The organism is Pseudoalteromonas sp. SG45-3, from assembly GCF_014164075.1.
GTDB classification, from domain to species: Bacteria; Pseudomonadota; Gammaproteobacteria; order Enterobacterales; family Alteromonadaceae; genus Pseudoalteromonas; species Pseudoalteromonas distincta.
The window spans coordinates 330,054-354,888 of the sequence record NZ_JACJEN010000003.1; the positions used below are offsets into that span (position 1 = coordinate 330,054).

Sequence of the window (24,835 nt, forward strand, 5' to 3'; positions counted from 1 at the left end):
GTAAAAATACAACGCTTATCAAAGGGAGAATTGATAAAAATAAAAAACTCACCTTTGCGATTATTTTAATATACACAATAAAAGGATTTATAATGAGCGGTGTCAACAGTTCTAATGATAAAACGCAGATAGCTTCGCTTGACTCAAATCTTCGCACGTCAAAAGCAATAAATAAATTAAACCTTATTGGTAAAAAAGTTTCGGATCGCTACTTAGTTGAAGAACTTATTGGCCAAGGTGGTATGTGTTACATTTACCGAGCCAGAGATTTATTTTTAGAGAGTGCGAGTCGTCCTGAAGTTTTCGTAGCGATTAAAGTATTATTAGAAGAGTTTTCTCATTCTGAAGAAGCTATTTCACTTCTTAAGGATGAAACAACTAAAACACAACAGCTCTCCCATCCAAATATTGTAAAAGTATATTCTGCAGGTTCTGATAACGGTTTACATTACGTAACCATGGAATTAGTAGAAGGCGAAACGCTAGAGCAAATAATTAAACGCAACAAACCCTCTGGAATGGTTTTCAAAAAAGCGAGCGTGATTCTTAATCAACTTGCCGATGCTTTAATTTATGCCCATTCTCGTGGCGTCATTCATAACGATTTAAAGCCATCGAATATAATCTTCGATTCAAATGGTAGCCTCAAGGTACTTGACTTTGGTATTGCTAAACACAAAACCATTGAAGATGCCTATGCAGTTAATAGTGAATCAAGCCTAGGCACTGTAGGAGGTTATACGCCAACCTATGCAAGTCCTGAACAATTAAAAGGTGCTGCAGCATCCGTTAAAGATGACGTTTTTTCTTATGCGTGTATTGCCCTAGAGTTATTAAGTAGCAAGCATCCATATAATCGTGTTGCAGCAGACACACTCCCTAAAGATACATCGGCAAAACGTCCTAGTAACTGCCCTTTATGGTTATGGGGCACACTTAATAAAGCAATTTCTTTAGATGCAGCAAAAAGAACTGATTCGTTAAAGCCTGTTTTAGATAAGCTTCAAAGTAACTTTAAACCGGCAATAGCACTTGCAGCCAGTACTGTTGTGTTAGCCCTTTTGGCTAGTCAGTACTATCTATCAAATACAAATAATATAAAGCAGCTTGAAGCAAAATTAGATAATGCAAAAGCAATTAACCAACAAGTAGAAACATGGATGTCTTGGGATGGGCCGGAGATTCTAAACAAGCTTGCAGAAATCCCACCCCAATACGAGGTATTAAAACAGGGATTATTAAGATCTAATCAAGCTAATATTCTACAAAGTTTTGATTACAGAGCGAATCAAATCAATACAAGCGCTAACAAGTTTAAAGACTTTGATGAAACAATTAATGTTTATAGTAAAGCCTTGGAGTATTACCCAGATTCAGAAAAGCTATCGGTACAACTCGAAAGCATTTTAAGAGAGCGTCAATCAATAATTTCAGATATTACTTCTCGTATTGATTTGTTACTTGAGCAATCTCGCTATAGTGAACTGGACAATAATAGTATTCCACAATTAATCAATGATTTAAGTGTAGTCGATAGCACCTACGTTTATCGCCCGTCTGAAGTGCATTTTGATAACTATAAACTTGCCTTAGATAAAGCGATTGAAGAAGATGATGTTATCACGCAAAAATCTTTACTTAATGTTGGTAAAGCTATTTTCACCAATAATCAAAAAAATGAACTTGGCTTTGCAGACCTTCTAAAAAGAGAGTCGGCGATAGATGCTTTAACGCTTTACCAAAAGAAAGTAAACCTAGGTGAACCAGCTGATTTTCCTACTGAAGATGCCGTCGTATTTTACGGTCCTAGATTTGATAGATATACACAAAAACTAGAGACGATTGAAGAGTACAGAGATTTATTAGATTTTGAAGAATTAATCAATACCGAGTCTGCAACATTACCTAAAGACTTTTCATTACTCGTTTCTTTAAAACAAGAATTATCTAGACGTTATATCACTATGGCAAATACGTTAATGAAAAGAAAGATGTACCGTACAGCAGAGCAACTAGTTGAAAGAAGCGAAGCTATTACTCAGTCTCTTGATAATGTAATGCTTTAAAAAACGATTTATTGCGAGAGCATCACCAAATAACTAAAAATATATTAAATTAACAAACGTTTTGTTTTAACAAACGAAGGTCAAGGACGACGGGTTGAGCGATTATTTTGCATAAACTCCTCCAAGATTTTTCGTAATTATCACTATTTAAATGAGTTTATGGAGTACCTATGAAAAAGATAAGCGCACTAGCGGCATTACTAATACTAAGTGGTTGTTCAACTACATCGTCTGTAGATGAAACGCAGCAACTTGCAAAAGAAGAAGCAGTTCAAGTACAAGAAGAAATTGTCGAAGCTGTAGCACCTATTTCATTAACTGTAATCACTAATCCTAGTGATGCACGCGTACGCATTATGAACATTGCGCCTGTGTACCAAGATGCCATTGAACTTAAAGAAGGTAAGTACGACGTTGAAGTAAGCAAGCCAGGTTACTTAACTTACCGCAAGTGGGTTGTAGTCGATAAAAAGACAATTTTAACAGTAAATTTAGATGAAGTAGCAGCAACTGAATCGGCTAACTAGTCCAGTATCTAAACTTTAATTATGCCTTTAAACATTTCACATGTGTTAAAGGCATAATTTTAAACTACACCAAATAATATAATAAACTCCCCACAGCCCCTACATTTATTAAAATACATAACCACAACACCACTATAAAACGCCGCTTTTGCGATTTATGGCGAAGTAATTGTTGAGCAAGTAATGCCCCCGGCCATCCTCCAAATAATGCAAGTAGTTGCAGTGTGCGCTCTGGCGTGCGGTTTACTTTTTTATGTGAAGAACGCTTAGCTTGTCGCTTATCCCACGCGTACATTAAAAAAGTGATAGCACTTAATACACTTATATAACCAGGTACATATATTGGTATATAAACAGGTAAGTATTGCAGTAGGTAAGCCTGCCAAAAGGCGGCTAAATAAAGTAATGAGAATGTGATTAATATTTTCTTTATCAATTAATTATCGCCTATACTTGGCATTGGTATTACAAAAACAAGAGCCAAATTATGACATATTTTAAAGCGATATTCTTAGTCTTATGCTTATTAACATTTAGTAGCTATGCATCCGATACATCCACCAACCTTGATAAAGACCTTGCCGTATTTAAGCCCTATTTAGGAACTTGGCAGGCTGACTTTAAAGTACCTGAAGGTGCTAAAAAAATACAAGATGTTGGCCGTTGGGAGCGTGCTTTAAACGGTAAAGCGATACATACCAAGCACTCTATTAATGAAGGTGAGTATGGCGGCGAGTCGATGATTTTTTACGACAGTAAAAAAGAGTCTTTGGTATTTTACTATTTCACAACAGCAGGGTTTTATACAAAAGGGACTATGAAAGTCCTCAGCCCCACTCAATTTGTAGCTTATGAAGATGTAACTGGTAGCCAAGATGGTATTACAAAGGTTAAATCGATGAGTGAACTAAAGGACGATAAATTTATTGTATCGACCTCTTACCTTAAAAAGGGTGAGTGGACAAAGCCCGAAAAACGTATTTATACACGCAGTATAAAAACGGTTAAATTTAAATAGCTGTGATTTATAAACACAAAAAAGGCAGCCTAGGCTGCCTTTTGTCATTTATAAAACCGTATTTATTTTACGTATTTTTTAAATGCAGCGTCTACTGGTGTATCAGCAAGGTGATTAGTGTAGTTGCTCATTACTTTTTGAGACAAGCCTACAATAATTTCAAGTAGTTGCTGCTTAGCGTAACCTGCGGCAAAAAATTTTTCGATTTGCTCATCGCTGATCACGCCACGTTCACGTGTCATTGCAAGTGTAGTTTCACGAAGAGTTTCTAGCTTAGGGTTTTCAAGTGGTGTTTTGTTAACAAGTGCGTCAACAATACCTTGATCAACCTTCATTGCCGCTGCAATACCACTGTGAGCAGGAACACAGTAATGACAGTCGTGCTCTACGTTAATTGATTGCCATACTACTGTTAGCTCTTCTGCGTTGAATGATGTTTTTTGAAACAACTCATGCAGTACTTGGTAACCTTTAAGTAATGTTGGTGCTTCAGCCATTACTGCATGTAAGTTAGGAAGCATACCAAATGCTGCTACTGAATCAGCTAGTAACGGTTTTGCTTCTTCTGGTGCGTTTTCTTGAGTGTATAAAGTAAATTCGGCCATGGTTAGCTCCTAATAATTAATAGTTTTAAGTAACTTCGAGACACATAGTATTTGATTTTGAGCGACTGTTCAAGTTAAAATTGAGCAAATGTTCAAATTGATTGAGAATGATATGGCTAATAAGGTTAAATTTGAACGCGAGAATGTAGTTCGCGTTGCTAGTCAGCTATTTTGGCAAAAAGGTTTTCATGCAACCTCAACGCGTGACTTACAAGAAGCCGTTAATATGCGCCCAGGTAGTATTTACTCTGCGTTTGGCTCTAAAGAAGGCCTATACTGCGAATCGCTGAAAGATTACACCGTACAAATGAAAACCCAAATAGAAGGGTTTTTATCAAGTGCCGATACAGTACTTGGTGGATTACGTGCGTTTGTTGAAAACGTGGTAATTAAAACAAAAGATTGCAGTCCAAGCGCTATTTGTATGCTAGTTAAAGCAAACAGCGAGTTTGCAGAAAAAGATTCAAACCTGTATGAGCTAAGCTTAGATTTAACGGCTCAATTTGAAGCTTATTTAACGCAATTATTTAACCAAGCAATAAACAAAGGTGAGTTAAGTAACACGTTGACCGCTGTTGAATATGCGCGCTTTTTTCAAGTGCAATTTACAGGTTTACGCGGTTATTTTAATCGTCCTAATGTAGAGCAATTTGCTGAGCCAATGATCAACCAAATGTTTATGTTGATTAAAAAGTTATAAATAGCAGTTATCGAGCATTCTCAACAAGTTACATTTATTCTACTAAATAAAAATGGCCAGTATTAACTGGCCATTTTTTTTGTGCTTAAAACTTAATTTGTAAGTTACGTTTTAAGCTTATTAAGTTCATTATCTTGCTGGGCAACGAGTGCATTAAGCGCTTCGCTGCTATCCCCTGCTTGTGTAGATAAGTCAGCAAGTTGCGAGGCGGCATCAGATATAAGCGTTAAATTACGGTTAATTTCTTCGGTCACTAAGCTTTGTTCTTCAGCCGCGGTTGCAATATGTGTAATTTGATTGGTTATTTCATCAACTTTAACGACAACACTGTGCAGAGCATCAAAAGCTACTGATGTTTCATCAACAGCATTTTGCGCACGTACTACGCCTTTTTCAATAACGGTAGACGCATTACCCACTTCAGATAATAAGCTATCAATTAACTGGCTTATGTCATCTGTTGATGAACGCGTTTTAGAAGCAAGTGCACGTACTTCATCGGCAACAACAGCAAAGCCGCGCCCATGTTCACCAGCGCGCGCAGCTTCAATAGCAGCGTTAAGTGCAAGTAAATTTGTTTGTTCTGAAATAGTACGAATTACATCTAATATTTGCGTAATATCTTTACTACGCGAAGCAACTTTTTCAACGGCTTGGTTAGCTTCTTTAATTTCTTCAGACATCGTTTTAACTTGCGTCATCGCTGAAGATAAGCTCGACTCACTGCTCACTACCAAGCTATTTATTTCATCGGCTTGTTGGGCTGATTGCTCTGATGCTCTGGCGACTTCAAGTGCTGTTGCGCTCATTTCGTTCATAGCCGTTACCACACTTTCAATTTCTTGAAATTGAGATTGCACATTGTGCTTTGTATCAATAGCTATGTGTTGTGCTATTTCGCCTTGCTGCTTGGTTTGATCAGACACCGTTTTAAGCTCAGAAATTAAATCACGTAGCTTTGCTAAAAATCGATTAAACCCACCAGCTAATGCAATAAGCTCTGCGTGACTATCAACATGCAATGTATGTGTTAAATCACCTTCAGAACTTGCGAGGTTATCAACCCGCTGTTGAATTTGTTGTAGCGGCGCTATTACACCTGCTATTACTAATTTCATAATAACAAAAGCAACCACAGCAATTACTAAGCCTGTTATTAAAATAATAAATCTGAGTGATGTTGCTGTCTCTTGCATGTTTTTTTCTAGCGCTTCAGGCCCTGCAAGTGCTAGATCTGTAGGTACTTCTATGATTAATGACCACTGAGTGTTAGCTAGTTTTATATTAATTGGGTAGTTAACTAAATACTCGCGAGGCGTTTTAAAGAGGCCATGTTGACCTTTAAATTTAACAAGCTCGCTGTAAGTGTTGCTACTAACCACTTCTTTAAATGGGCGGCCTAATTTAGATTTATAGTGACTGCTGCCTACAATTAAACCTATATCACTTAAAAGTGTTACTTTTGCTTGGCCGTTGTAAAGCTCGCTCGACAGCTTTTCGGTTAAGCCCTGAAAAGTTGGGAGCGTTAAATCAACGCCAGCTAAACCAATAAACTGACCTGACTTTAAAATAGGCACAGTTAACGAAGTTAGCATTACTGAGTCGCCCGATGGGATTTCGTATAAATACGGTTCCATAATACAAGGCTTAAGCGTGTCTTTTGCACACAAATACCAATGCGCTTCACGAATACCAAATTCATTTAAAGAGGTAATATATTTATCGGCAGCATTAGCTACTTTTTGCTGTTCAATTACGCCGTTTTGGTCGCGAGTAATATACACCTCTAAGGTGCCATTACCATTAACCGAATGTTTGTAACCTTGTTTAAAGCTCGAATCTTGCCCATCAAAAGCATTAGGCTCAAATTGCGAATATATAGAAGAAAGCAGAGTATTTTGCTCTAACATCGAGCGGTTAATACTTACTACTGTATCGCGGCTCAGGGTTTCGCTTTTGGCTGCGTCACCTAATAAAGCCGCTAATGAATAAGGAATGCGGTAAGCTTCATTAATAAAGCCTGCAATTTTTTCTCCGTATCCAGCTGCATGAGCATTAAGCTTTTCTTCTACTTCTACAGTAATGTACTCTTCAGATTTAGTCGCTAACTGCTTATTACTTGATGATAACTGCCACCACAAAACGCCTGATAACACTAGTACAGTTATAAATATACTACCGACACTAAGCCAGAGTAACTTTTTTGCTAACGATATTTCTCGCATTCATTACACCCTTTAAATTAAAACTACTGATACAGTTTAGTAGATCTAACCAACGAAGCTATGAATATCGTTAAACAAATTGAATTTAATACAATACGTTGGGTTTTTTAAAGTTTAGCTAACCGTGCTGTTGTAATTGCGGCTAAAACTAATAAACACACACTTACCCATAAACACGCACTAAGCCCATATACTTGAAAAACCCAACCAGAAAGCACCGTACCAAGCAAACGCCCTATCGCATTGGCCATATAATAAAAGCCAACGTCTAGTGACACCCCATCATTTTTAGCAAAACTTACTATTAAGTAACTATGCAGCGATGAATTTACAGCAAATACTCCACCAAAAATAAGTAAGCCTATTACAAGCGTAAAATGTACCGCTATATCCAATTGCATCAACAACGCTAAAATACAGGTTACGCCACTTAATAAAGCAACCCACCAATATGCTTTTTTGACTGAGTGTGAATTTGAATCGCTTTGCCCAGTTATGCGCGGAGCTTGCGATTGCACCAGCCCATAAGCAATAACCCACAAAGCCATAAAGCCGCTTACCCACCAGTGATCCCAGTTGAACTGAGCGGCTAAGTAAACCGGCAATGCAACCACAAACCATACATCGCGCGCCGCAAACAAACATAAACGCGCAGCACTAAGTAAGTTGATTGCACGAGATTTAGAAAATAATTCTTTAAACTTAGGTTTGTTTTTAGCTTTACCAATATCGCCTTTTAAAAAAAATAAACTAATAACCCACGCAACACTAAGTAATGCAATTAGGCTTATTAGTGCACCTACAAAACCAAATACAGTTAGTAATAAGCCGCCTAAAAAAAAGCCCACCCCTTTTAAAGCATTTTTAGAGCCCGTAAGTATAGCAATCCATTTATATAATTGGCTTTGCCCTGCATCGTCTTGTGGTACTAAATACTTAATGGCGCTCTTTGCACTCATTTTATTTAAGTCTTTTGCTATGCCACTCAGTGCTTGCGCTGCCATAACATAGGCAACGGTTAGCCAATCCCCTGGCACGCAAAGCATGGCTAAAGCGACAAGTTGTAGCCCAAGCCCTACATTCATGGTTTTGTTCAACCCTAAATGCGCGCCAAGCCAACCACCTACTAAATTGGTGATCACCCCAAATATTTCATAAAACAAAAACAACATGGCTATCGCAAATGCGCCATAACCTAACTGATGAAAATACAGCACCACCAACATGCGTAGCGCACCATCAGTTAAAGTAAATGCCCAATAGTTACCAGTAATTATTAAATATTGTTTTATAGAGCTCGGTAAGTTAGCCAACTGCGCAAACATAGCGTTAAACCTTTTTAAACGAGATTAAACCAAATCACTTTGTGCAACTTTAAGCATTAGCTCAGCAGTACGGTTTGCATAACCCCACTCGTTATCGTACCAAGCGTATAGTTTAAGTTGAGTGTTGTTAATTACCATGGTTGAAAGCGCATCAATAGTGCAGCTGCGCGGATCTGTTTTGTAATCTATAGATACAAGCGGCTTTTCTTCGTAGCCTAAAATACCTTGTAGCTCGTTATTTGCAGCGTCTTTAAACCACGTGTTTACTTCACTTTGTGTAACACCTCGCTCGAGCTCAAAAACACAATCGGTAATTGATGCGTTAGTAAGAGGTACACGCACGGCATGGCCGTTTAATTTACCTTTAAGCTCAGGAAAAATATGCGTAATAGCAGTTGCACTACCGGTTGTAGTAGGTATTAAACTTGTACCGCACGAACGCGCACGGCGTAAATCTTTATGAGGGGCATCAATAATCGTTTGGGTATTAGTAATGTCGTGAATCGTTGTCATTGAGCCGTGCTTAATACCCACTTTTTCTTGCAGTACTTTTACTATTGGCGCTAAACAGTTAGTAGTACACGAGGCGGCTGTAACAATTTTATGCTCACTTGGGTTATAAAGATCATCGTTTACACCCACTACTACATTTAAAATACCGTCTTCTTTTACAGGTGCGGTTACCACAACACGCTTAACACCTTGCGCTAAATATTGATTTAACAGCTCTGTGGTTTTCATTTTACCGCTGGCTTCTATTACTACATCGCAATCAGACCAATCAGTTTCGTTTATGGTTTTGTTGTTGGTAACTGCAATCGTGTGTTTACCCACACTAAAGCTATTATCATCACTAGAAACCTGTTGTGCTAAGCGCCCGTGTACTGAGTCAAACTCAATTAAATGTGCGTGGGTTTTAGCATCGCCCGCTACATCATTTACTTTAATAAACTCTATTTCTGGCCAATCAACTGCTGCACGCAGAGTTAAACGTCCCATACGGCCAAAACCGTTAATACCTACTTTAATAGTCATAATTAAATACCTTTAATAAGTTAGTTACAGCAGCTAGTAATACGTTCAGGGCGATTACCCATAACATTTAAGCGCGTTAAATCGTTTTCATAAAATGAAGGGTTAGCAGTAAGCGTTTGCGTTAATACATTTTTAGCCCACTCTGGTAGGGCTTTATTAATACTGTAATAAACCCATTGATTTTGTTTACGGCCGCTCAACAATCCGCATTGTCTTAACTGCGCTAAATGGCGAGACACTTTAGGCTGGCTTAGCTCAAGTGCAGTAACCAGTTCGCATACACATAGCTCTTCTTGATGGCTAATGAGCAGCATTGCTTTTAAACGCGTATCGTCCGCTAGGCATTTATAAAATTGAAGTGGGTTGAATTGTTCCATATTGTCCTCGCAGTTTTATTGCACATACAATAAAACAAAAACAGAACATATGGAATAGTGAATATATGATTTTTTGTATATTTATTTAACGACTCATTTTATTAAACTCCACGCACAAAAAAGCCCAGTGACAAAACCACTGGGCTATTACAGAATTAGTTAACTTAGCAATTAATTAAATAACTGAAAGCTCTACTTCAATATTGCCACGTGTTGCGTTTGAATACGGACATACTTGGTGCGCTTTATCTACAAGCTCCTGCGCTGCAGCTTTATCCATATCACCTAGTGATACAGCAAGTTTTACTGCAATACCAAAACCGCCTTCAATCGCGCCAATAGATACTCGTGAGTCAATATGTGTGTCGCTTGGTAAATCTATTTTTTCGCTACCTGCTACAAATTTTAGTGCGCCAATAAAACACGCGGCATAACCTGCGGCAAATAATTGCTCAGGGTTAGTACCTTGACCGTCGTCTCCGCCTAAACCTTTAGGTGTTGATAAATTTACATCTAAACGACCATCATCAGATTTAGCTACGCCTTCGCGGCCGCCAGTTGCAGTTGCTTTTGCTGTATAAGCTACGTTTTGTAATACATTCATAATGAACTCCAAAGTTTAGTAATTAATTTAGTTTGTATGCAAAATAATAGAACAAGTAATTAGAGATTGCAAATACTTTGCATGCAAATTAAAATGCCATGTATCGAAATAAAGGATAACGTTATGCCGTTTGAGCAATTAAAGTTAAAAAATCAGTTATGTCATCGGTTATATATGGCATCTAACAGCATTGCGCGTGCGTATCGCGAGCCTTTAAACGAGCTAAATTTAACTTATCCGCAATACGTAGTAATGATGGCGCTGTGGGAGCAAGACGAAATAACAATTGCAGAGCTAATAGATAAAACCGCGATAGATGGCGGTGCAATGACCCAAATACTCAAAAAAATGAGCGACAAATCATTACTGGCTGTTATTAAAGATGAGCACGACAAACGCAAACGCCTAGTTCAGCTAACCAAGCATGGCCAATCACTTAAGTTAAAAGCAGCCGATATTCCTAAAAATATTTTATGTAAATTTGATAGTGTAGATGCAACACAAGCGAAACAGTTGATGCAGCTGCTCGATTTAGTAGTAAACGACTTAGCCGATTAGGCTCTTAATTTTTAAACAATAAACGTGTTTTAAAAGGTTTTAAAAATGACTCATATTAAAAAACTACTATTAGCAGCGGCGTGTAGCACGGCTCTTTTAGGTAGCAACGCCGTATCTGCTAATACCGATAATCAAAATGCTGATTTAAAAACAGTAGCCACATTTGATGCGCAGCACCCTCCGGGCAACATTGCTATTACCCCATCGGGCAGAAAGTTTTTATCTGTGCATGGCTTTTTTGGCCAAAAGCAAAAAATTATGGAGCTTTTAAGCGATGGTACAACTAAGCCCTATCCTAATGAAGAGTGGGCATACGCGTACAATAACGGTAAAGGTTTTTACGACGTACTTGGCATAAACGTATCAAGCGATGGTGTATTATGGATGCTCGACACCTCAGGGCCCGATCACGCTGGGCGCTTAGTAGGTTGGGATACAAACAAAGAGCAACTACATAAAATCATTTATCTGGCTAAACCAACCATTACCGACACCTCGTTTTTAAACGATTTAGTCATCGATAATAAACATGGCGTTGTATACATTGCCGACACAGCCCAAGGCAGCCAAGCCGCTATTATTACGGTAAACCTTAAAACAGGTGTCGCACGCAGAGTGTTACAAAATAGCCATTACACCACCGCCGAAAATATCGATATGGTTATTGATGGGCGCATAATGAGCCTTGGCGGACAACCAGCCCGCTTAGGTGTCAACCCTATTACGCTTGACCCTAACGAAGACTGGCTTTACTTTGGCTCAATGTCGGGCACGTCAGTTTACCGCATTGCCACCAGCGATATAAATAACGAGAGCCTTTCGGGTAAAGCGCTTGAAGACAAAGTTACGCGTTACGGCACTAAGCCAATTTCAGATGGTATTATTGTTGATGGCGGCGGTAACGTATATGTAACCGACATAACCAATGGCGCAATTGGCGTAGTTAAACCCACTGGCGACTACGAAGTATTATTTAAAGACGAACGTTTGAGCTGGCCTGATGGCTTTAGCTACGGACCCGATCATAAAATATACTTTACCGTTGACGACTTACATAATTCGCCTGTACTTAATAATGGCAAAAATCAAAGCCACGGTAAGTTTAAAGTAATGTCGTTCGAGCCTTTAGTCAAAGGAAAAGTAGGCCGCTAATTTTCTTTTTAAGTGACTACATTTTTTAAAAAGCCTTGCACATTTAAGTGACCTAATAGTTGCAGGGCTTTTTTGTTAAAAACACACCACACTGGTGCATATTTTAAAAATACTTCACCTCTTTGGTGCTAATCCTTAAGTATGTATTTACACTTAAATACTAAATACCTGATTTATATTCATAAAATATTCAAGTTAATGTTGGCATACTTCTTCCAATAAACTGATGTGTTCAGTGAAAATACCAAGGAAAAACCATGCTCAACTTATACCATACCCTTTACCTTTTATGGCGTTTAGACATTAGCGTTTGGCAAGTTAATGATCCAACAAATACCCATACCACCGCTGACAAAGAGCGCGTCTATGTTAAGTAACATCGTATTGTGTAAAGGCTTGGCATAAAGCTTAAATGTAAAAACCTACTTTAGGCTAAGCTTTTGCACACTATGAAATTTATGTGTACATTTTAATTAAACTTCAAATTAATCGTTCAATATAAAAACAACCTCCTTGTAATAAACTCCACATTTAAAAACGTCGAAAAAATTAGTAAAAACACTGCGTTTATAACTTTGCAAGCAGCCCTAATGCGTTGTATTGTTGCATCCTATTGAAAATTTTTAGTTGGAACGTGTATGCACGCTTTGGAAGTTAATTTTGATGGCTTAGTGGGTCCTACTCACAACTACGCTGGTTTATCGTATGGTAATGTTGCTTCGTTAAATAACGCAGCAAGCTTTTCAAATCCTCAAGAGGCAGTGCTTCAAGGCCTTGAAAAAATGAAAGCCATGCACGACAAAGGCCTAACCCAAGGTGTATTTGCCCCTCATGCGCGCCCCGACTTAAACGTACTGCGCCGCTTAGGCTTTACCGGTAATGATGCACAGGTAATTCATAAAGCATTTAAAGCTGACCCAATTTTATTACGCGCGTGTTATTCAGCGTCTGCAATGTGGACAGCCAATGCCGCTACGGTATCGCCATCTCCTGATACAACCGACGGCAAAGTACATTTTACTTCAGCTAATTTAAATAATAAGTTTCATCGTTCATTAGAGCCTGCAACCACTACGCGCTTATTAAAAGCGATGTTTAATAACGACAAATACTTTGCGCACCATACCCATTTACCCGACCAAGGCTTTTTTGGCGACGAAGGTGCAGCAAACCATACTCGTTTTTGTGACAGCCACGGCGAGCAAGGCCTTGAAATGTTTGTATTTGGTGCCAGCGCGTTTAACAGCCAATTACCAAAACCAGCTAAATTTCCTGCAAGGCAAACACTCGAAGCCTCAGAAGCAATTTGTCGTTTACATAACTTAAAAGATTCAAGCCAAATTTTACTACAGCAAAACCCAGACGTAATAGACCAAGGTGTGTTTCATAATGATGTAATTGCAGTAGGTAACGCCAATGTATTACTGTGCCACCAGCAAGCATTTTTAAACCAAGCTCTGGCACTGCAAGATATTCGCGAAGCGTATGTAGGCAATAAAGAATTTTACATTATTGAAGTACCTACCGACAAAGTAAGTATTTCCGATGCTGTAAGTAGTTACTTATTTAATAGCCAGTTAGTGAGCCTTGAAGATGGTTCAATGCTGTTAGTGGCACCACAAGAGTGTAAACGCAACAGCGCGGTTAACGCCTACATTGAAGAAATGATTATGGCTGATAACCCAGTAAACCAAGTGCAGTTTTTTGATTTACGCCAAAGTATGCAAAATGGCGGCGGCCCAGCTTGCTTGCGTTTACGTGTAGCCCTTAACGAGCAAGAACTTGCTGCAGTAAACCCAGAGGTTATTTTAACCGATACTAAATACACACAACTGTGTGACTGGGCAAAACGTAACTACCGCGACAAATTAGGCGCAAGTGACTTTGCAGATTCAGCCCTACTCACCGAAAGCTACCAAGCACTTGATGAGCTAACGCAGCTACTTAATTTAGGCTCAGTGTACGACTTTCAATTAGAAGGTTAATACCTCGTCAGCACAAAGGCTAATACAAAAATAGCGAGCAAAGGCTCGCTATTTTTATTCGTGTTTATGTTTATGTTAATACATATTTAAGCATCTTTGTTAACAGTTATTGCCGACGCCATCGACTCCGATAAATGCAGCGTACGCTGCGGAAACGGAATACTCAGCCCAGCGCCTTCAATTGCTTCTTTAACACGTTTATTTAAATCCCACACGGTTTGCCAATAATCACCATTAACAGCCCACGCACGTAATTGAATGTTTACTGCGCTTTCGCCTATTGATGTCACCATTACTTTAGGTGCAGGCTCTGCGAGTAATCGGCTCTCTGATGCGGCTAATTCTTTAAGTACATTTAAGCCAACATCAATAGAGTCGGCATACGAAATACCCACCACTATGTCCATCCGTCTTTTGCCATTACGGGTAAAGTTTTTAATATTGCCACCCCATACTTTGCCGTTAGGCGATGCTATATAAAGACCGTCGGTGGTTTTAAAAATAGTGGTAAACAGGTTGATTTCACTCACAGTACCAAGCGTGCCACTGGCATCAACAAAGTCGCCTATTTTAAAAGGTCTGAGTATTAGCAGCATAATACCCGCAGCAATATTGCTCAGCGTATTTTTAAGGGCTAAACCAATCGCTAAACCCGCAGCGCCCATTAGCGCAATTAAGCTTGCCGTATTAACGCCAAAAATATCTAAAATAAATAGCCCGCCAATTATATAAACTAAATAACCAGCAATACTCGATAAAAGTGGGAGTAGCGTACTATCTACTCTTTTTAATGGAGATTTAGAGTTTTTAATCGCTTTTTTAACCGAGCGTGCAATTAAGGCACTCGCAACTAAAATCACCAACGCTAAAATCACTTTGTACCCTAAAGTGATGATTGTTTCTGAATGGCTTTGCCAAAACGCTAAAAGCTTATCTTTCATGTTTGTTCCGATAAATGTGGCTGAAACTCAGCAAAATAATGGTTAAATCTAATAAAAACCGACTTCAAAAGAAGTGGCGCGAGTATATAGAATAAAAAATTTAAACCTATCTTTTTTAATCACTTATTTCAACTTTAAAAATACCGTTAAAACTATGGTTTTTGATACGTAAAGCCCGCCTATTTACGGCTAATTTATAGCGCCTATTCAATATAGGTTAATCGTTTATTGGTATGGTTATTTTAAGCTTACAATGTTCACAAAAGAGGTTATCTATGGGAAAAGAGAAAATAGTACTCATAACCGGCGCTTCAAGTGGTATTGGCGAAGCAACCGCAAAAATGCTGGTTAACAATGGTCATAAAGTAATACTTACCGCTAGACGCGAAGATAAATTAACTGAATTAGTAGAGTCGTTGGGCTCAGATAACGCCATTAGCGTAGCCGCAGATGCAACAGACTTTACCGCGCTTGAAAACGTTGTTGCTAAAGGCATTGAAAAATTTGGTCGTTTGGATGTTGCCTTTGCTAATGCAGGTAAAGGGCTAGACACTTTAGGAGTTGAAAAAGGCGACCCCAATGAGTGGTCCACCATGATCGACATAAACATCAAAGCCCTACTGTGGACTGCAAAACTAACGCTTGCGCATTTACGCCAAAGCAAAGGACACTTTATTATTACTAGCTCAGCAACTGGTCGCAGAGCTGTTAAAGGCTCTATATACGGTGCAAGCAAATGGTTTACTTACGGTTTTTCTCAAAACCTAGCACAAGAAATTAGTGAATGGGATGGGCGTTGTACAACCATCACCCCTGGCGCTGTAAATACCCCTTTTACTGATGAAGCAAGACCTGACAAGTTATACCCGCAAGATGTTGCCGAGGCTGTGTTATTTGCCATTGAGGCAAATCAGCGCAATAACATCAGAGAAATACATTTAAGACCAACTCATTAGTAAAACAATTCTCATAATTTTAAATATGTAAACATAGGAGAAATAATCATGGCGAAAGAAAAAATAGTCCTCATTACAGGTGCTTCAAGCGGTATTGGCGAAGCAACCGCAAAAACGCTGGTTAACAATGGCCACAAAGTCATTTTAACCGCCAGAAGCGAAGACAAATTAACTAAATTAGTTGAATCATTAGGCTCAAATAACGCACTTAGCGTAGCTGCAGATGCCACAGACTTTACCGCACTTGAAAACGTAGTAACAAAAGGCATTGAAAAGTTTGGCCGTTTGGATGTAGCCTTTGCTAACGCAGGCATGGGCGTTTCAACCGCGGGCACCGAAAAAGGCGATCCGGATGAGTGGTCAACCATGATCGACATAAACATTAAAGCCCTACTGTGGACTGCTAAATTAACACTGCCGCATTTACGCCAAAACAAAGGTCACTTTATATTAACCAGCTCTGCCGCTGGCCGTAAGCCAATTGGAGGCTCTATTTACGGTGCAACTAAATGGTTTGCTTATGGCTTTGGACAAAACTTAGCTGAGGAAATGAGTGAGTGGAATGGCCGCTGTACCACCATAGCACCAGGTATGGTAAACACCCCGTTTTTTGATGAGGCAAAACCCAATAAACTCGCCCCACAAGATGTAGCCGACGCTGTACTGTTTGCTATTGAAGCAAACCAGCGCAACAGCGTACGTGAGATTTATTTAATGCCGACTAATTAACGTTGATTGGTTGAGTTTGAGCTGTCAGGTTTAATGCTAATGGTATTAAACCTGATGGTTGTTAATTCTAAATACCGGCTAGATAGAATGAAGGGAAAATATTCGGCATTAATAAAAGCTTGTTAGCTGCTTTTTAGATTGCGTTCTAAGAATACAACTCTCGTTTTACCCAGCTTTGCCGTTTTAAACTCAGAATAACCACGGCGTTTATACATCGCTAAATTAGAAGCACTAAACTCCCCTGTAAAAAGCTCGACACGATTAGCTTCTGGAAATATAGTTTCAAGTGAAGAAAGCAACTTAGAGCCAACACCCTGGCCATGCAGTTCAGGCCATACCGCCATGCGTCCAATATGACAACTACCAGCTTCTAAGCGAGCTTGACCGCTTGCCAATAACTTACCGTTATCAACAACTTTCAAAATGATTTTCTTCTCAAAGTCTGCTTTCAGTTCATCAAGCGTTTGAGTTAAAGGCGGGATATTAAAGTCATTATGCAGTTCAGCTTCTGATTGATAAGCTACGCGCTGAAGTTCTAGTAAACATTCTGCATCTTCTATTGTGGCGTGAAATATTTCCATATACTCAATTCCTTTTGGCAACTAACAATTTAGTCTACGACATTTGTCGCTTTACAAACCGGCAAATGTCCTTATATTACAATGACTTTATCCTAGCTATAAAATAAACAACTGTAAACAGTTAGTTAGCTTCGCCTTACCTTTCCTAAATGCAGCAAAACCCCAAAATGGTGGAGTTCAGTAATATCAGACAAATTACTGTTTAGTTATGCAGCTTGATTATTAATTAAAAGATTATATTTTAAGTACCTGTGTTTAAACTAATAACACGTTCACCCTTTGACCCTTAAACTTGTAACTCGTTATTGCTTATAAAATTAGTTAAAAATCACAATCTACTTCTATTGAATCCTCTGTATTTTTAATTCATATTAAATATTCTTATTTCTCACTTATTATGCTGTTATGTCATTTTTAAAATTTAGCCATGCACTTATCCTTACACTTGCTAGTACCCTACCACTTACAAGCCATGCGGCGCTTGATAAAAATGAGCGTGAAATAGTAAAACAGGTCGATAAAAATATTCCCCAAGCACTTAAAGAAATAGAGCAAGCCGTAAATACTAATAGCGGATCGCTTAATATTGAAGGTGTAAAAAAAGTAGGCGCGCTGACAAGCGAGCAACTTAAGGCCATTGGTTTTAAAGTAGAATGGCTGGATGGCAGTGCGTTTAACCGCGCAGGACATGTACTGGCAACCCATGAGAGTAAAAACCCCGATGCAATAAAAATACTGATGATCGGCCATCTAGATACGGTATTTGCCAAAAACGATAACTTTACTACCTACAAACAACTTGATGCCGATACAGCCAGTGGCCCAGGCGTTGCCGATATGAAAGGCGGTAACACGATAATAATTACCGCACTTAAAAGCTTACAAGCCCTTAATTTACTAGAAAATGTAAGCATAAAAGTATTGCTGACTGGCGATGAAGAAAGCAGCGGTCGCCCACTTAGCTTATCTAAACAAGCTATTGTTGATGCAGCAATTTGGGCTGACGTAGCGCTTGGCTATGAAAATGGCGATAACAATATAAAAACAGCTATGGCGGCGCGCCGTGGTTATACCGGCTGGACGCTAAATGTAACGGCAAATGCAGCGCATTCGTCGCAAATATTTAGCGACAGCGTTGGTTATGGCGCTATTTACGAAGCATCACGCATTTTAAATGATTTTAGAGAGCAACTTGCCACGCAACCTAACTTAACATTTAACCCAGGGCTTATTGTGGGCGGTACAAATGCCGATTACGACAGTGCTAATTCGTCAGCAACGGCGTTTGGTAAAAGTAATGTAATAGCACAAACCGTGTATGTGGCAGGTGATTTACGCGCACTTTCACCAAAACAATTAGAAAACGCAAAAAGATCAATGCAACTTATTGCTAGCAACAGTCTAAATGGCAGTAAAGCAGAGCTTATTTTTGAAGACGGTTACCCGCCAATGGCATTAACTGATGGCAATAAAAAGCTATTAGAATTATACAGCGACGCAAGCCACGATTTAGGCTTCAACAAAGTAGTAGCCGCCAACCCTCGCAATGCAGGCGCGGCAGATATTTCGTTTGCCGCAAACCATGTTAATATGGCACTTGATGGTTTAGGCTTAATGGGCAGCGGCGCGCACACTAAAAACGAAACGGCCGATTTAACCAGCCTTGATAAAAACATTAAAAAAACTGCATTACTCATTTATAGATTAGGGCAGTTATAAACACCTTTAAATTGGTTCTAATCGGTTAGCCGCAACTTGCATTGCAAACTTACGCAGTGCTTTAAGTTGCGGGCTTTCACTTTGCCAATAATGCCAGTACAAGGGCGTATCAATATAATACTCTGGAAATAAGTCAACTAACTCCCCTTTTTGCAAGGAATCGCCAAGCTGCAAAGTCGGCAATAAACCATAGCCTAGGCCTGCTATCATGGCTTGTTTAAATCCCTCTGATGAGGGATATATATGCATATACTCTGGCGTTGAGCCGTTAATATCTTCTAAAAACTGGTGCTGTAGCTTGTCGTATTCACTAAAAACTAAACAGGGCAGCTGCGCCAATTGCGAAAGCGAAGTGAGGTTATGTTGCTTAATAAAGTCAGGACTCGCAATTGCCTTGTAGCGTATAGCGCCTAATGGGCTTGCTAACCCGCCATTTACAGGCTCAGGAGATGAGCTGATACACACCATTACCTCGCCATCTTTCATTCTTTTATGAGCGATGGATTGATCCTCTGAGATCACTTCAAATCTAAATTTACAATCAGATTCTGTATCTAGTATGGCAAGGGCTTCTGGCAACCATGTAGCTAGTGAGTCAGCATTGGCAGCCAACTTTACACTAAGAGGTGTATTTAAGCTGGAGTGTTCGTTAAGTGCATCTACGTTTAAAGCAACTTCTAACTGCAGCACTTGCTGTAAATGATTAAGTAAACGCTTGCCAAGAGCGGTCGGGCGAGGTGGCTGCGTTCTAATAATTACAGGCTCTCCAAGTTTGGCTTCGAGTTGATGAATTCGCCGACTTACTGCCGATTGCGTAATAAATAGTTTTTTAGAGGCTTTTTCAAACCCGCCTTCACTAATAACCGCCGACAGTGCATTGAGTAGTTGATAATCAATCATGAGTTTTACGCATATAACCCTAAATATATTCATTGGATTTGTAACAGAATACCCCCTACCCTGCAAGGCATTGAATAATTAAGTGGATTTAAAGTATGTCGTTTTTATCGGGTGTGATTCTGGGACTAAGTTTAATTATTGCTATTGGCGCGCAAAACATCTGGATTTTAAGCCAATGTATGGCTGGCGCTAATCGGTTTGTTTTAGCCTCGGTATGCATTATTTGTGACGCGACTCTTATTTTAATAGGTGTATTTGCAGCAAATGAATTACAGCAATTATTACCGGGCTTACTACCTTGGTTAACGTGGGGCGGTATTGCGATGCTCTTGTACTTAGCGTATGGATCTGCAATGCGAGCAGTTAAAGGGACTTCGGGTTTAAAGGTAAGTCAAGTAGAAAAAGTAAGCTGGTGGAGTACTGCTCTTTCGGCCTTTGCAATTAGTTTGTTAAATCCACATGTGTATTTAGATACCGTGTTATTACTTGGCAATATTGGCGCTTTACAACCAAACCCAATGCATTTTGCACTTGGCGCTTGTGTTGGCTCAATAATTTGGTTTAGCAGCTTAGTATTTTTTGCACCTAAACTTAAAAACATATTAAGTTCACCATTTAGATGGCGAGTATTTGATACCGCAATTGCAGTTATATTATGTTTTGTGGCGTTTAGCCTTTATAACGTGCCTAGCCAATAAAATAAAAGCAGCGACTTTTAACAAGCGCTGCTTTTATTATATTCACTTAGGCTAATGTGTTTTAACGTTAGCCTTTGGGTTAATAATTTAAGACATTATTTTAAACAGTAAATCTTTTACGGTTGCTGGCTCAAACGGTTTATCACAAATTGCATCGACCCCTGCTTGGGCTATGTTTGCTAGGTGCGTTTCGTTTGCCTCTGAGCTCACCATTAAAATAGGAATATGTGAGTAGCTATTTGAGCTTCTAACGGCTTCTGTTAGTTCCCGTCCGTCCATTTCTGGCATGTTGTAGTCGGTTACTATTAAGTCAAACGGTTGGTTGTTTAAGTGCTCAATAGCTTCTTTACCGTTTTCAGCTTCTATTGGTGCAGGTATTCCCATACCCGCAAGTACGCGTATTATGTGTTTACGCGCAAAGCGGCTGTCGTCTACCACTAAAACTCGCAGCAGCGTTACGTCAAAATGATCAAGTTCTACTTCTTCTTCGCTTATGATATCGAGGGTTGCTTTGAGTGCGCGGGTAATGGCTTTTGCGCTAAAAGGCTTAGGCAAAATAGCCAGCACACCCGATTGGCGTAATTGCTCAAGGTATTTTTTATTACGCTCGCTCGATATAAGCATAAAAGGTTGATGCTCGGTGATAAGGTTTGATCTTATTTCTTGCAATAGTGAGTCGGCTGTCCCGTCAGATAAATACATAGAGCTTATAACTAGATCAGGGTGATAACTTGCTAATAAGCTAAGCGCTTGTGTTTGTGTAGATGCAGTTTCAACTTGTTTTACACCACTTTCTAAAAGCGATTTTATTATTATTTTTTGCTGAACCTCTGAAGGCTCTACAAGTAAAATGGACAAGTTTGCTATTGCAGTTAAGTCGCTCATTCAGATCTCTTTAGTATTGTTATAATCAGGATAATAATAACATTTTTGACTCGTTAATATTATATAAAGAGATTGTAATATTTAAGAAAACATTACCAACCCCTTTAAAATATAGTACTTATTAATTAGATTGAATGTAATCTAATGCATTCATTTTTTTATATGTGACGTTAGCGTGCAAAATATGTGCAGGTTCAGGGTCAACCACTTCAACAGGAATGTCGTAATTTCGGGCTATTTCAATTGCCATTTGCGTAATATTGACGCTAAACGAGGTGCCCATAAATACAATTTTATCGGCGTTGAGCATACGCTGTTGTGCTTGTGTTATTCTGTAAAGCTCGGTGTAGTATTCGTCAAATAATAAAACAAAGGGCTTAAATGAATGGTTTAGCTCAGGCGTTTGGTTTTGAATATTAAATAGCTCAAAAAGAGACTCTTGCAGGCGGCTTTCGTCTACACTATCCCACGGGGTGGCAAGTGGCGTGACAGGCTCACCTTGCTCATGAAATAAGGTCATTTGATCAAGCCTGCCGTGTATCGCTATGTAATTTTTGTTACCCGCTTTGCCATCAAGCCCATCTATGTTTTGAGTAATTAGGTTTTTGTCACTTAGCCAATGGTGTACGTCGTTTGGGCCATGGTTGCGATACGTTGCAAAGCGATGGTAATACCATGCTAAAAACTCTTTTGGGGCGTTTTGGTACATTGCGCGCGTTGCCATTTCCATAGGCGTATAATTTTTACTGCCAATGGTCCAATAACCATCCTCCCCTCTAAAGGTGGGAATACCACTGGCTGCGCTGACTCCCGCTCCTGTAATGTAAAGAGTGTTCACTTTTCAACCTCGTAACCGAGCACGTTAGCGCTTACTTGCTGATTATTATCTATGCCGCCAATTCGATATAAAACCCCACTGTGCTCAAGTAAGCCACGATGATCCATGCTCTTTACTTCAACTGGGGATAAAATCTGCCATTCGTTTTTTTTGATACTAAAGCGCCAAACATGGTCACTTGCTGGTGCAGGTTTGCCGTCGTAACCTATTGCGCTGTAGTTATATGGGTTATTAGAGCCTGCCATCATATAAATATTGCCATTATAGCTGGTGGCTGCCATTCGGTAGTGAGCAGTGCCTGTTGGATGTGGCAAGGTACGCCAATCTATTTTTTGTGGGTTAGTTGAATCTATTGTGCCTTTTAAGCACTGTGCTACACCTGCAAACGAGCGACGCGAATCAGGATTAGCTTGTGTTTTAACGCCATCACAAATAACAATGGTGTTACCACTAATAGCAGCGGCTTGGCCAAATACAGGCTCACCTAAAAATGGCGAGGCTTGTTGCCATGTATTATTTTGCGTGTCGTATACTTGTACTAAGTTTACGTTGCCGTCGTTATGCCAACCGCTAATTAGATAAATGTAACGCGCTTTGTAGCTCAGCGCTACGCTATCGTCTACGGGTACTGGCATGCTAGCAAGGTGAGTGTAGGTATCTTTTATTACGTCGTACCTATATACGTCGGGGCTTGAAACTTCAGTATGATCCTCTGCTACCGTATAGCCGCCAAACACATAAGCGTACTCGCCTAAGCCGACTGCGGTGCTTGCTAAGCGCCCTTTTAATGGCAAGCTTGAAGGCACACCAGTTTTAGATTGCCACTGTGAATCGCCAACTTTAAGCGTCCACACTTTGTTATGCACTGACGAGTATTGTTTATCGCGCCCCAGCCCCATAAAGCTTAAAAAGTAGGGCTGGTTTTTTACAATAACTTTAGCCACAGCATTATTTGCAACAGGCTCAGGTAAAGCGGGAAGGCTTGCTAACGCAAGAGAAAAAAGAAGGCTCATAAGGCAAATAATTTAATAAGAATTAATACGCTCAGATTAAATTATTTTAGCCTTGTGAGCCAGTATTGTTATATCTAAATAATCAAACGCTTTTGATTAATAACCATATTAGTAGGCAATACTAATATGCTGATTTACGTACGCTGCATTTTGCGCTACATCAACCATTGCTGTTGCGTAATCAGTGACCGAAACTTTGCTTTCGCCTGCATCATTAGTAAAAAATGTATTACTGCCTATACGGTAATTGCCTTCATTATCACCCAGACATAACTTGTGCAGTTTATTTATCAAGGAACTACCTACAAACTGCTGTAAGAGCATTTATAGATTTTTAACGCAGCGCTGGAAAACCGCTATTAAAAATGTGGCGGTAAGTAATGTATTGTAGTTAAGGGCGTTGTGAAGATGAGCTGTCTAAGGTGGTAGTTCAGCATAATTTTTTAAGGTAAATAGGTTACGTTATCTAAGCCTTGTTGTTTATTTTTGTACATAGCTTGGTCGGCATATTTTATAAGTTCGTGATCTGTTTGACCGTGCTCTGGGTAGTTTGCAATACCAATACTAGGTGAAATATTTAATAGTACGTCACCTAACTTAAAGACGTCCTTAAACTCAGTCAGGACTTTATTTTTGATTCTGACAGTTTCGTGGCTAGATCTTAAATTATCTAAAATAATTAAAAATTCATCTCCGCCTAAACGCCCTACTGTGTCGTAATGCCTAACCGACGCTGAGAGCCTTTTTGCAATGGCGCATAAAAGCTTATCGCCAGTTTCGTGTCCGTGGGTGTCGTTTACTGCTTTAAAGCCATTTATGTCTATAAACAGTAAAGAAAAAAATGTGTTGTTTGTAGTTGCACTAATAATTACTTTTTCTAATCGCTCCATCAATAAAGAGCGATTAGGCAAACCAGTTAACACATCGTGCCGAGCCATGTACTGGAGCTGCTCTTCCATTACTTTTCGCTCAGTTATATCGTGCGCTACTGCAATTCTTACTTGATGTTGCTCTGACCAGCGAACAGATCATAATATATGGACTACTTGACCATCTTTTCTCATCCAGCGGTTTTCGAAGCGAGGGTTTACCGTTTCGCCAGACAATAGCGAAGTTACGGCGTTATGCGTTTTGTAATGATCACCTTCGTAAACATAGTTAATCATCTTTTTGCCTACAACTTCGTCGGCCGTATAACCAAAAATTTGCTCAAATGCTGCGCTTACAAAAACAAATGTGCCTTGTTTATCTACCACACAAACGGCATCAAGCATTAAATCGAGTACTTCTTCTACATTAATTAATTCATTTTTTATCATACTTTGGTGCCTTCAAAGCAAAACCAAGCAAATTTAAGTATTCTATATAGCTTTAACAAAAGCAAAGATAATTAAACCA

The 24,835-nt window shown here is 39.3% G+C and carries 25 protein-coding genes and 1 pseudogene; 11 read left to right on the forward strand and 15 right to left on the reverse strand.

The genetic code is table 11. From position 1 onward, the window contains the following. Positions 1 to 92: 92 nt before the first annotated feature. Together H5126_RS05965 and H5126_RS05970 are read left to right on the forward strand one after the other, a co-directional pair. The gene (locus tag H5126_RS05965) at positions 93 to 2,066 is read left to right on the forward strand and encodes a serine/threonine-protein kinase (protein ID WP_182719986.1); all 1,974 of its coding nucleotides are present in this window, start codon (positions 93 to 95) and stop codon (positions 2,064 to 2,066) included. A 170-nt stretch (positions 2,067 to 2,236) separates the two neighbouring features. Beyond that, a complete protein-coding gene (locus tag H5126_RS05970; RefSeq protein ID WP_182719987.1) occupies positions 2,237 to 2,593 on the forward strand; it encodes a PEGA domain-containing protein in 357 nt (118 codons plus the stop codon). Between the two features lie 64 nt (positions 2,594 to 2,657). Here H5126_RS05970 and H5126_RS05975 read toward each other — a convergent pair whose 3' ends face one another. Further along, positions 2,658 to 3,029: a DUF1294 domain-containing protein gene (locus H5126_RS05975; RefSeq protein ID WP_182719988.1), complete on the reverse strand. Its 372-nt coding sequence runs from the start codon at positions 3,027 to 3,029 to the stop codon at positions 2,658 to 2,660. A 51-nt stretch (positions 3,030 to 3,080) separates the two neighbouring features. On the opposite strand from H5126_RS05975, the gene H5126_RS05980 reads away from it, so the two are divergent. Then, entirely contained in the window at positions 3,081 to 3,611 is a 531-nt protein-coding gene (locus tag H5126_RS05980; protein WP_182719989.1) for a hypothetical protein, read from the forward strand. Between the two features lie 62 nt (positions 3,612 to 3,673). Here the strand turns inward: H5126_RS05980 and H5126_RS05985 are convergent, their stop codons facing one another. Continuing rightward, positions 3,674 to 4,216, reverse strand: coding sequence for a carboxymuconolactone decarboxylase family protein (locus H5126_RS05985; RefSeq protein ID WP_024595406.1), 543 nt, complete (start codon positions 4,214 to 4,216; stop codon positions 3,674 to 3,676). 112 nt (positions 4,217 to 4,328) lie between these two features. Here H5126_RS05985 and H5126_RS05990 point away from each other — a divergent pair, with 112 nt between their 5' ends. Continuing rightward, complete coding sequence (locus tag H5126_RS05990) at positions 4,329 to 4,916, forward strand: TetR/AcrR family transcriptional regulator (protein ID WP_004334521.1); 588 nt, start codon at positions 4,329 to 4,331, stop codon at positions 4,914 to 4,916. Between the two features lie 104 nt (positions 4,917 to 5,020). On the opposite strand, the gene H5126_RS05995 is transcribed toward H5126_RS05990, so the two are convergent. The 5 genes from H5126_RS05995 to H5126_RS06015 all read right to left on the reverse strand — a co-directional run bounded on the left by H5126_RS05995 (position 5,021) and on the right by H5126_RS06015 (position 10,482). Continuing rightward, positions 5,021 to 7,141 (reverse strand): methyl-accepting chemotaxis protein, encoded by a 2,121-nt coding sequence (locus H5126_RS05995; RefSeq protein ID WP_182719990.1) that lies wholly within the window; start codon positions 7,139 to 7,141, stop codon positions 5,021 to 5,023. A gap of 107 nt (positions 7,142 to 7,248) precedes the next feature. Beyond that, positions 7,249 to 8,466: an organoarsenical effux MFS transporter ArsJ gene (arsJ, locus tag H5126_RS06000; protein WP_182719991.1), complete on the reverse strand. Its 1,218-nt coding sequence runs from the start codon at positions 8,464 to 8,466 to the stop codon at positions 7,249 to 7,251. Positions 8,467 to 8,490: 24 nt separating this feature from the next. Next, positions 8,491 to 9,501, reverse strand: a complete 1,011-nt coding sequence (locus H5126_RS06005) for an ArsJ-associated glyceraldehyde-3-phosphate dehydrogenase (RefSeq protein WP_182719992.1) — start codon at positions 9,499 to 9,501, stop codon at positions 8,491 to 8,493. A 20-nt stretch (positions 9,502 to 9,521) separates the two neighbouring features. Beyond that, complete coding sequence (locus tag H5126_RS06010; RefSeq protein WP_182719993.1) at positions 9,522 to 9,878, reverse strand: metalloregulator ArsR/SmtB family transcription factor; 357 nt, start codon at positions 9,876 to 9,878, stop codon at positions 9,522 to 9,524. 175 nt (positions 9,879 to 10,053) lie between these two features. After that, entirely contained in the window at positions 10,054 to 10,482 is a 429-nt protein-coding gene (locus tag H5126_RS06015; RefSeq protein ID WP_182719994.1) for an organic hydroperoxide resistance protein, read from the reverse strand. Between the two features lie 123 nt (positions 10,483 to 10,605). Here H5126_RS06015 and H5126_RS06020 point away from each other — a divergent pair, with 123 nt between their 5' ends. The 3 genes from H5126_RS06020 to astB all read left to right on the forward strand — a co-directional run bounded on the left by H5126_RS06020 (position 10,606) and on the right by astB (position 14,177). Continuing rightward, on the forward strand, positions 10,606 to 11,040 hold the full coding sequence (locus H5126_RS06020; RefSeq protein WP_024595413.1) for a MarR family winged helix-turn-helix transcriptional regulator: 435 nt from the start codon (positions 10,606 to 10,608) through the stop codon (positions 11,038 to 11,040). 45 nt (positions 11,041 to 11,085) lie between these two features. Further along, entirely contained in the window at positions 11,086 to 12,192 is a 1,107-nt protein-coding gene (locus H5126_RS06025; RefSeq protein ID WP_154902981.1) for an L-dopachrome tautomerase-related protein, read from the forward strand. Between the two features lie 638 nt (positions 12,193 to 12,830). After that, positions 12,831 to 14,177 carry an N-succinylarginine dihydrolase gene (gene astB / locus H5126_RS06030; protein WP_182719995.1) on the forward strand — a complete coding sequence of 449 codons (1,347 nt, stop codon included), beginning with the start codon at positions 12,831 to 12,833 and terminating at the stop codon, positions 14,175 to 14,177. A gap of 86 nt (positions 14,178 to 14,263) precedes the next feature. Here the strand turns inward: astB and H5126_RS06035 are convergent, their stop codons facing one another. Next, on the reverse strand, positions 14,264 to 15,118 hold the full coding sequence (locus H5126_RS06035) for a mechanosensitive ion channel family protein (protein WP_101216298.1): 855 nt from the start codon (positions 15,116 to 15,118) through the stop codon (positions 14,264 to 14,266). A 275-nt stretch (positions 15,119 to 15,393) separates the two neighbouring features. Here H5126_RS06035 and H5126_RS06040 point away from each other — a divergent pair, with 275 nt between their 5' ends. Then, positions 15,394 to 16,074, forward strand: a complete 681-nt coding sequence (locus H5126_RS06040; protein ID WP_182719996.1) for an SDR family oxidoreductase — start codon at positions 15,394 to 15,396, stop codon at positions 16,072 to 16,074. Between the two features lie 48 nt (positions 16,075 to 16,122). Then, positions 16,123 to 16,803, forward strand: a complete 681-nt coding sequence (locus H5126_RS06045; RefSeq protein WP_182719997.1) for an SDR family oxidoreductase — start codon at positions 16,123 to 16,125, stop codon at positions 16,801 to 16,803. A gap of 122 nt (positions 16,804 to 16,925) precedes the next feature. Here the strand turns inward: H5126_RS06045 and H5126_RS06050 are convergent, their stop codons facing one another. Next, a complete protein-coding gene (locus H5126_RS06050) occupies positions 16,926 to 17,384 on the reverse strand; it encodes an N-acetyltransferase (RefSeq protein ID WP_182719998.1) in 459 nt (152 codons plus the stop codon). Between the two features lie 405 nt (positions 17,385 to 17,789). Here H5126_RS06050 and H5126_RS06055 point away from each other — a divergent pair, with 405 nt between their 5' ends. Beyond that, on the forward strand, positions 17,790 to 19,103 hold the full coding sequence (locus H5126_RS06055; protein WP_182719999.1) for a M20/M25/M40 family metallo-hydrolase: 1,314 nt from the start codon (positions 17,790 to 17,792) through the stop codon (positions 19,101 to 19,103). Positions 19,104 to 19,109: 6 nt separating this feature from the next. Here the strand turns inward: H5126_RS06055 and H5126_RS06060 are convergent, their stop codons facing one another. Then, positions 19,110 to 20,003 carry a LysR family transcriptional regulator ArgP gene (locus tag H5126_RS06060; protein ID WP_024598464.1) on the reverse strand — a complete coding sequence of 298 codons (894 nt, stop codon included), beginning with the start codon at positions 20,001 to 20,003 and terminating at the stop codon, positions 19,110 to 19,112. Between the two features lie 95 nt (positions 20,004 to 20,098). Here H5126_RS06060 and H5126_RS06065 point away from each other — a divergent pair, with 95 nt between their 5' ends. Beyond that, positions 20,099 to 20,701, forward strand: a complete 603-nt coding sequence (locus H5126_RS06065) for a LysE/ArgO family amino acid transporter (RefSeq protein WP_182720000.1) — start codon at positions 20,099 to 20,101, stop codon at positions 20,699 to 20,701. A gap of 87 nt (positions 20,702 to 20,788) precedes the next feature. On the opposite strand, the gene H5126_RS06070 is transcribed toward H5126_RS06065, so the two are convergent. From H5126_RS06070 to H5126_RS06090, 5 genes and pseudogenes are all read right to left on the reverse strand, one after another. Then, positions 20,789 to 21,586 carry a response regulator gene (locus H5126_RS06070; RefSeq protein WP_182720001.1) on the reverse strand — a complete coding sequence of 266 codons (798 nt, stop codon included), beginning with the start codon at positions 21,584 to 21,586 and terminating at the stop codon, positions 20,789 to 20,791. Between the two features lie 121 nt (positions 21,587 to 21,707). Further along, positions 21,708 to 22,424, reverse strand: coding sequence for a Sir2 family NAD-dependent protein deacetylase (locus H5126_RS06075; RefSeq protein ID WP_024597449.1), 717 nt, complete (start codon positions 22,422 to 22,424; stop codon positions 21,708 to 21,710). Further along, entirely contained in the window at positions 22,421 to 23,437 is a 1,017-nt protein-coding gene (locus tag H5126_RS06080; protein ID WP_154902982.1) for a kelch repeat-containing protein, read from the reverse strand. Before H5126_RS06080 ends, H5126_RS06075 begins: the two co-directional genes overlap by 4 nt. Positions 23,438 to 23,545: 108 nt before the next feature. After that, positions 23,546 to 23,731, reverse strand: coding sequence for an epimerase (locus H5126_RS06085; protein WP_182720002.1), 186 nt, complete (start codon positions 23,729 to 23,731; stop codon positions 23,546 to 23,548). A gap of 149 nt (positions 23,732 to 23,880) precedes the next feature. Then, positions 23,881 to 24,756: pseudogene (locus H5126_RS06090) on the reverse strand (diguanylate cyclase domain-containing protein). Between the last annotated feature and the right edge of the window lie 79 nt (positions 24,757 to 24,835).

Bases quoted from the DNA above. Each gene is read 5' to 3' on its own strand.
- H5126_RS06020 (WP_024595413.1), top strand. From the start codon at position 10,606: ATGCCGTTTGAGCAATTAAAGTTAAAAAATCAGTTATGTCATCGGTTA.
- H5126_RS06045 (WP_182719997.1), top strand. From the start codon at position 16,123: ATGGCGAAAGAAAAAATAGTCCTCATTACAGGTGCTTCAAGCGGTATT.
- H5126_RS06060 (WP_024598464.1), bottom strand. From the start codon at position 20,003: ATGATTGATTATCAACTACTCAATGCACTGTCGGCGGTTATTAGTGAA.
- H5126_RS05990 (WP_004334521.1), top strand. From the start codon at position 4,329: ATGGCTAATAAGGTTAAATTTGAACGCGAGAATGTAGTTCGCGTTGCT.
- H5126_RS06050 (WP_182719998.1), bottom strand. From the start codon at position 17,384: ATGGAAATATTTCACGCCACAATAGAAGATGCAGAATGTTTACTAGAA.
- H5126_RS05985 (WP_024595406.1), bottom strand. From the start codon at position 4,216: ATGGCCGAATTTACTTTATACACTCAAGAAAACGCACCAGAAGAAGCA.
- astB (WP_182719995.1), top strand. From the start codon at position 12,831: ATGCACGCTTTGGAAGTTAATTTTGATGGCTTAGTGGGTCCTACTCAC.
- arsJ (WP_182719991.1), bottom strand. From the start codon at position 8,466: ATGTTTGCGCAGTTGGCTAACTTACCGAGCTCTATAAAACAATATTTA.
- H5126_RS06040 (WP_182719996.1), top strand. From the start codon at position 15,394: ATGGGAAAAGAGAAAATAGTACTCATAACCGGCGCTTCAAGTGGTATT.
- H5126_RS06065 (WP_182720000.1), top strand. From the start codon at position 20,099: ATGTCGTTTTTATCGGGTGTGATTCTGGGACTAAGTTTAATTATTGCT.
- H5126_RS06010 (WP_182719993.1), bottom strand. From the start codon at position 9,878: ATGGAACAATTCAACCCACTTCAATTTTATAAATGCCTAGCGGACGAT.
- H5126_RS06015 (WP_182719994.1), bottom strand. From the start codon at position 10,482: ATGAATGTATTACAAAACGTAGCTTATACAGCAAAAGCAACTGCAACT.
- H5126_RS05965 (WP_182719986.1), top strand. From the start codon at position 93: ATGAGCGGTGTCAACAGTTCTAATGATAAAACGCAGATAGCTTCGCTT.
- H5126_RS05970 (WP_182719987.1), top strand. From the start codon at position 2,237: ATGAAAAAGATAAGCGCACTAGCGGCATTACTAATACTAAGTGGTTGT.
- H5126_RS06070 (WP_182720001.1), bottom strand. From the start codon at position 21,586: ATGAGCGACTTAACTGCAATAGCAAACTTGTCCATTTTACTTGTAGAG.
- H5126_RS06025 (WP_154902981.1), top strand. From the start codon at position 11,086: ATGACTCATATTAAAAAACTACTATTAGCAGCGGCGTGTAGCACGGCT.
- H5126_RS06055 (WP_182719999.1), top strand. From the start codon at position 17,790: ATGTCATTTTTAAAATTTAGCCATGCACTTATCCTTACACTTGCTAGT.
- H5126_RS05980 (WP_182719989.1), top strand. From the start codon at position 3,081: ATGACATATTTTAAAGCGATATTCTTAGTCTTATGCTTATTAACATTT.
- H5126_RS06005 (WP_182719992.1), bottom strand. From the start codon at position 9,501: ATGACTATTAAAGTAGGTATTAACGGTTTTGGCCGTATGGGACGTTTA.
- H5126_RS05995 (WP_182719990.1), bottom strand. From the start codon at position 7,141: ATGCGAGAAATATCGTTAGCAAAAAAGTTACTCTGGCTTAGTGTCGGT.
- H5126_RS06035 (WP_101216298.1), bottom strand. From the start codon at position 15,118: ATGAAAGATAAGCTTTTAGCGTTTTGGCAAAGCCATTCAGAAACAATC.
- H5126_RS06080 (WP_154902982.1), bottom strand. From the start codon at position 23,437: ATGAGCCTTCTTTTTTCTCTTGCGTTAGCAAGCCTTCCCGCTTTACCT.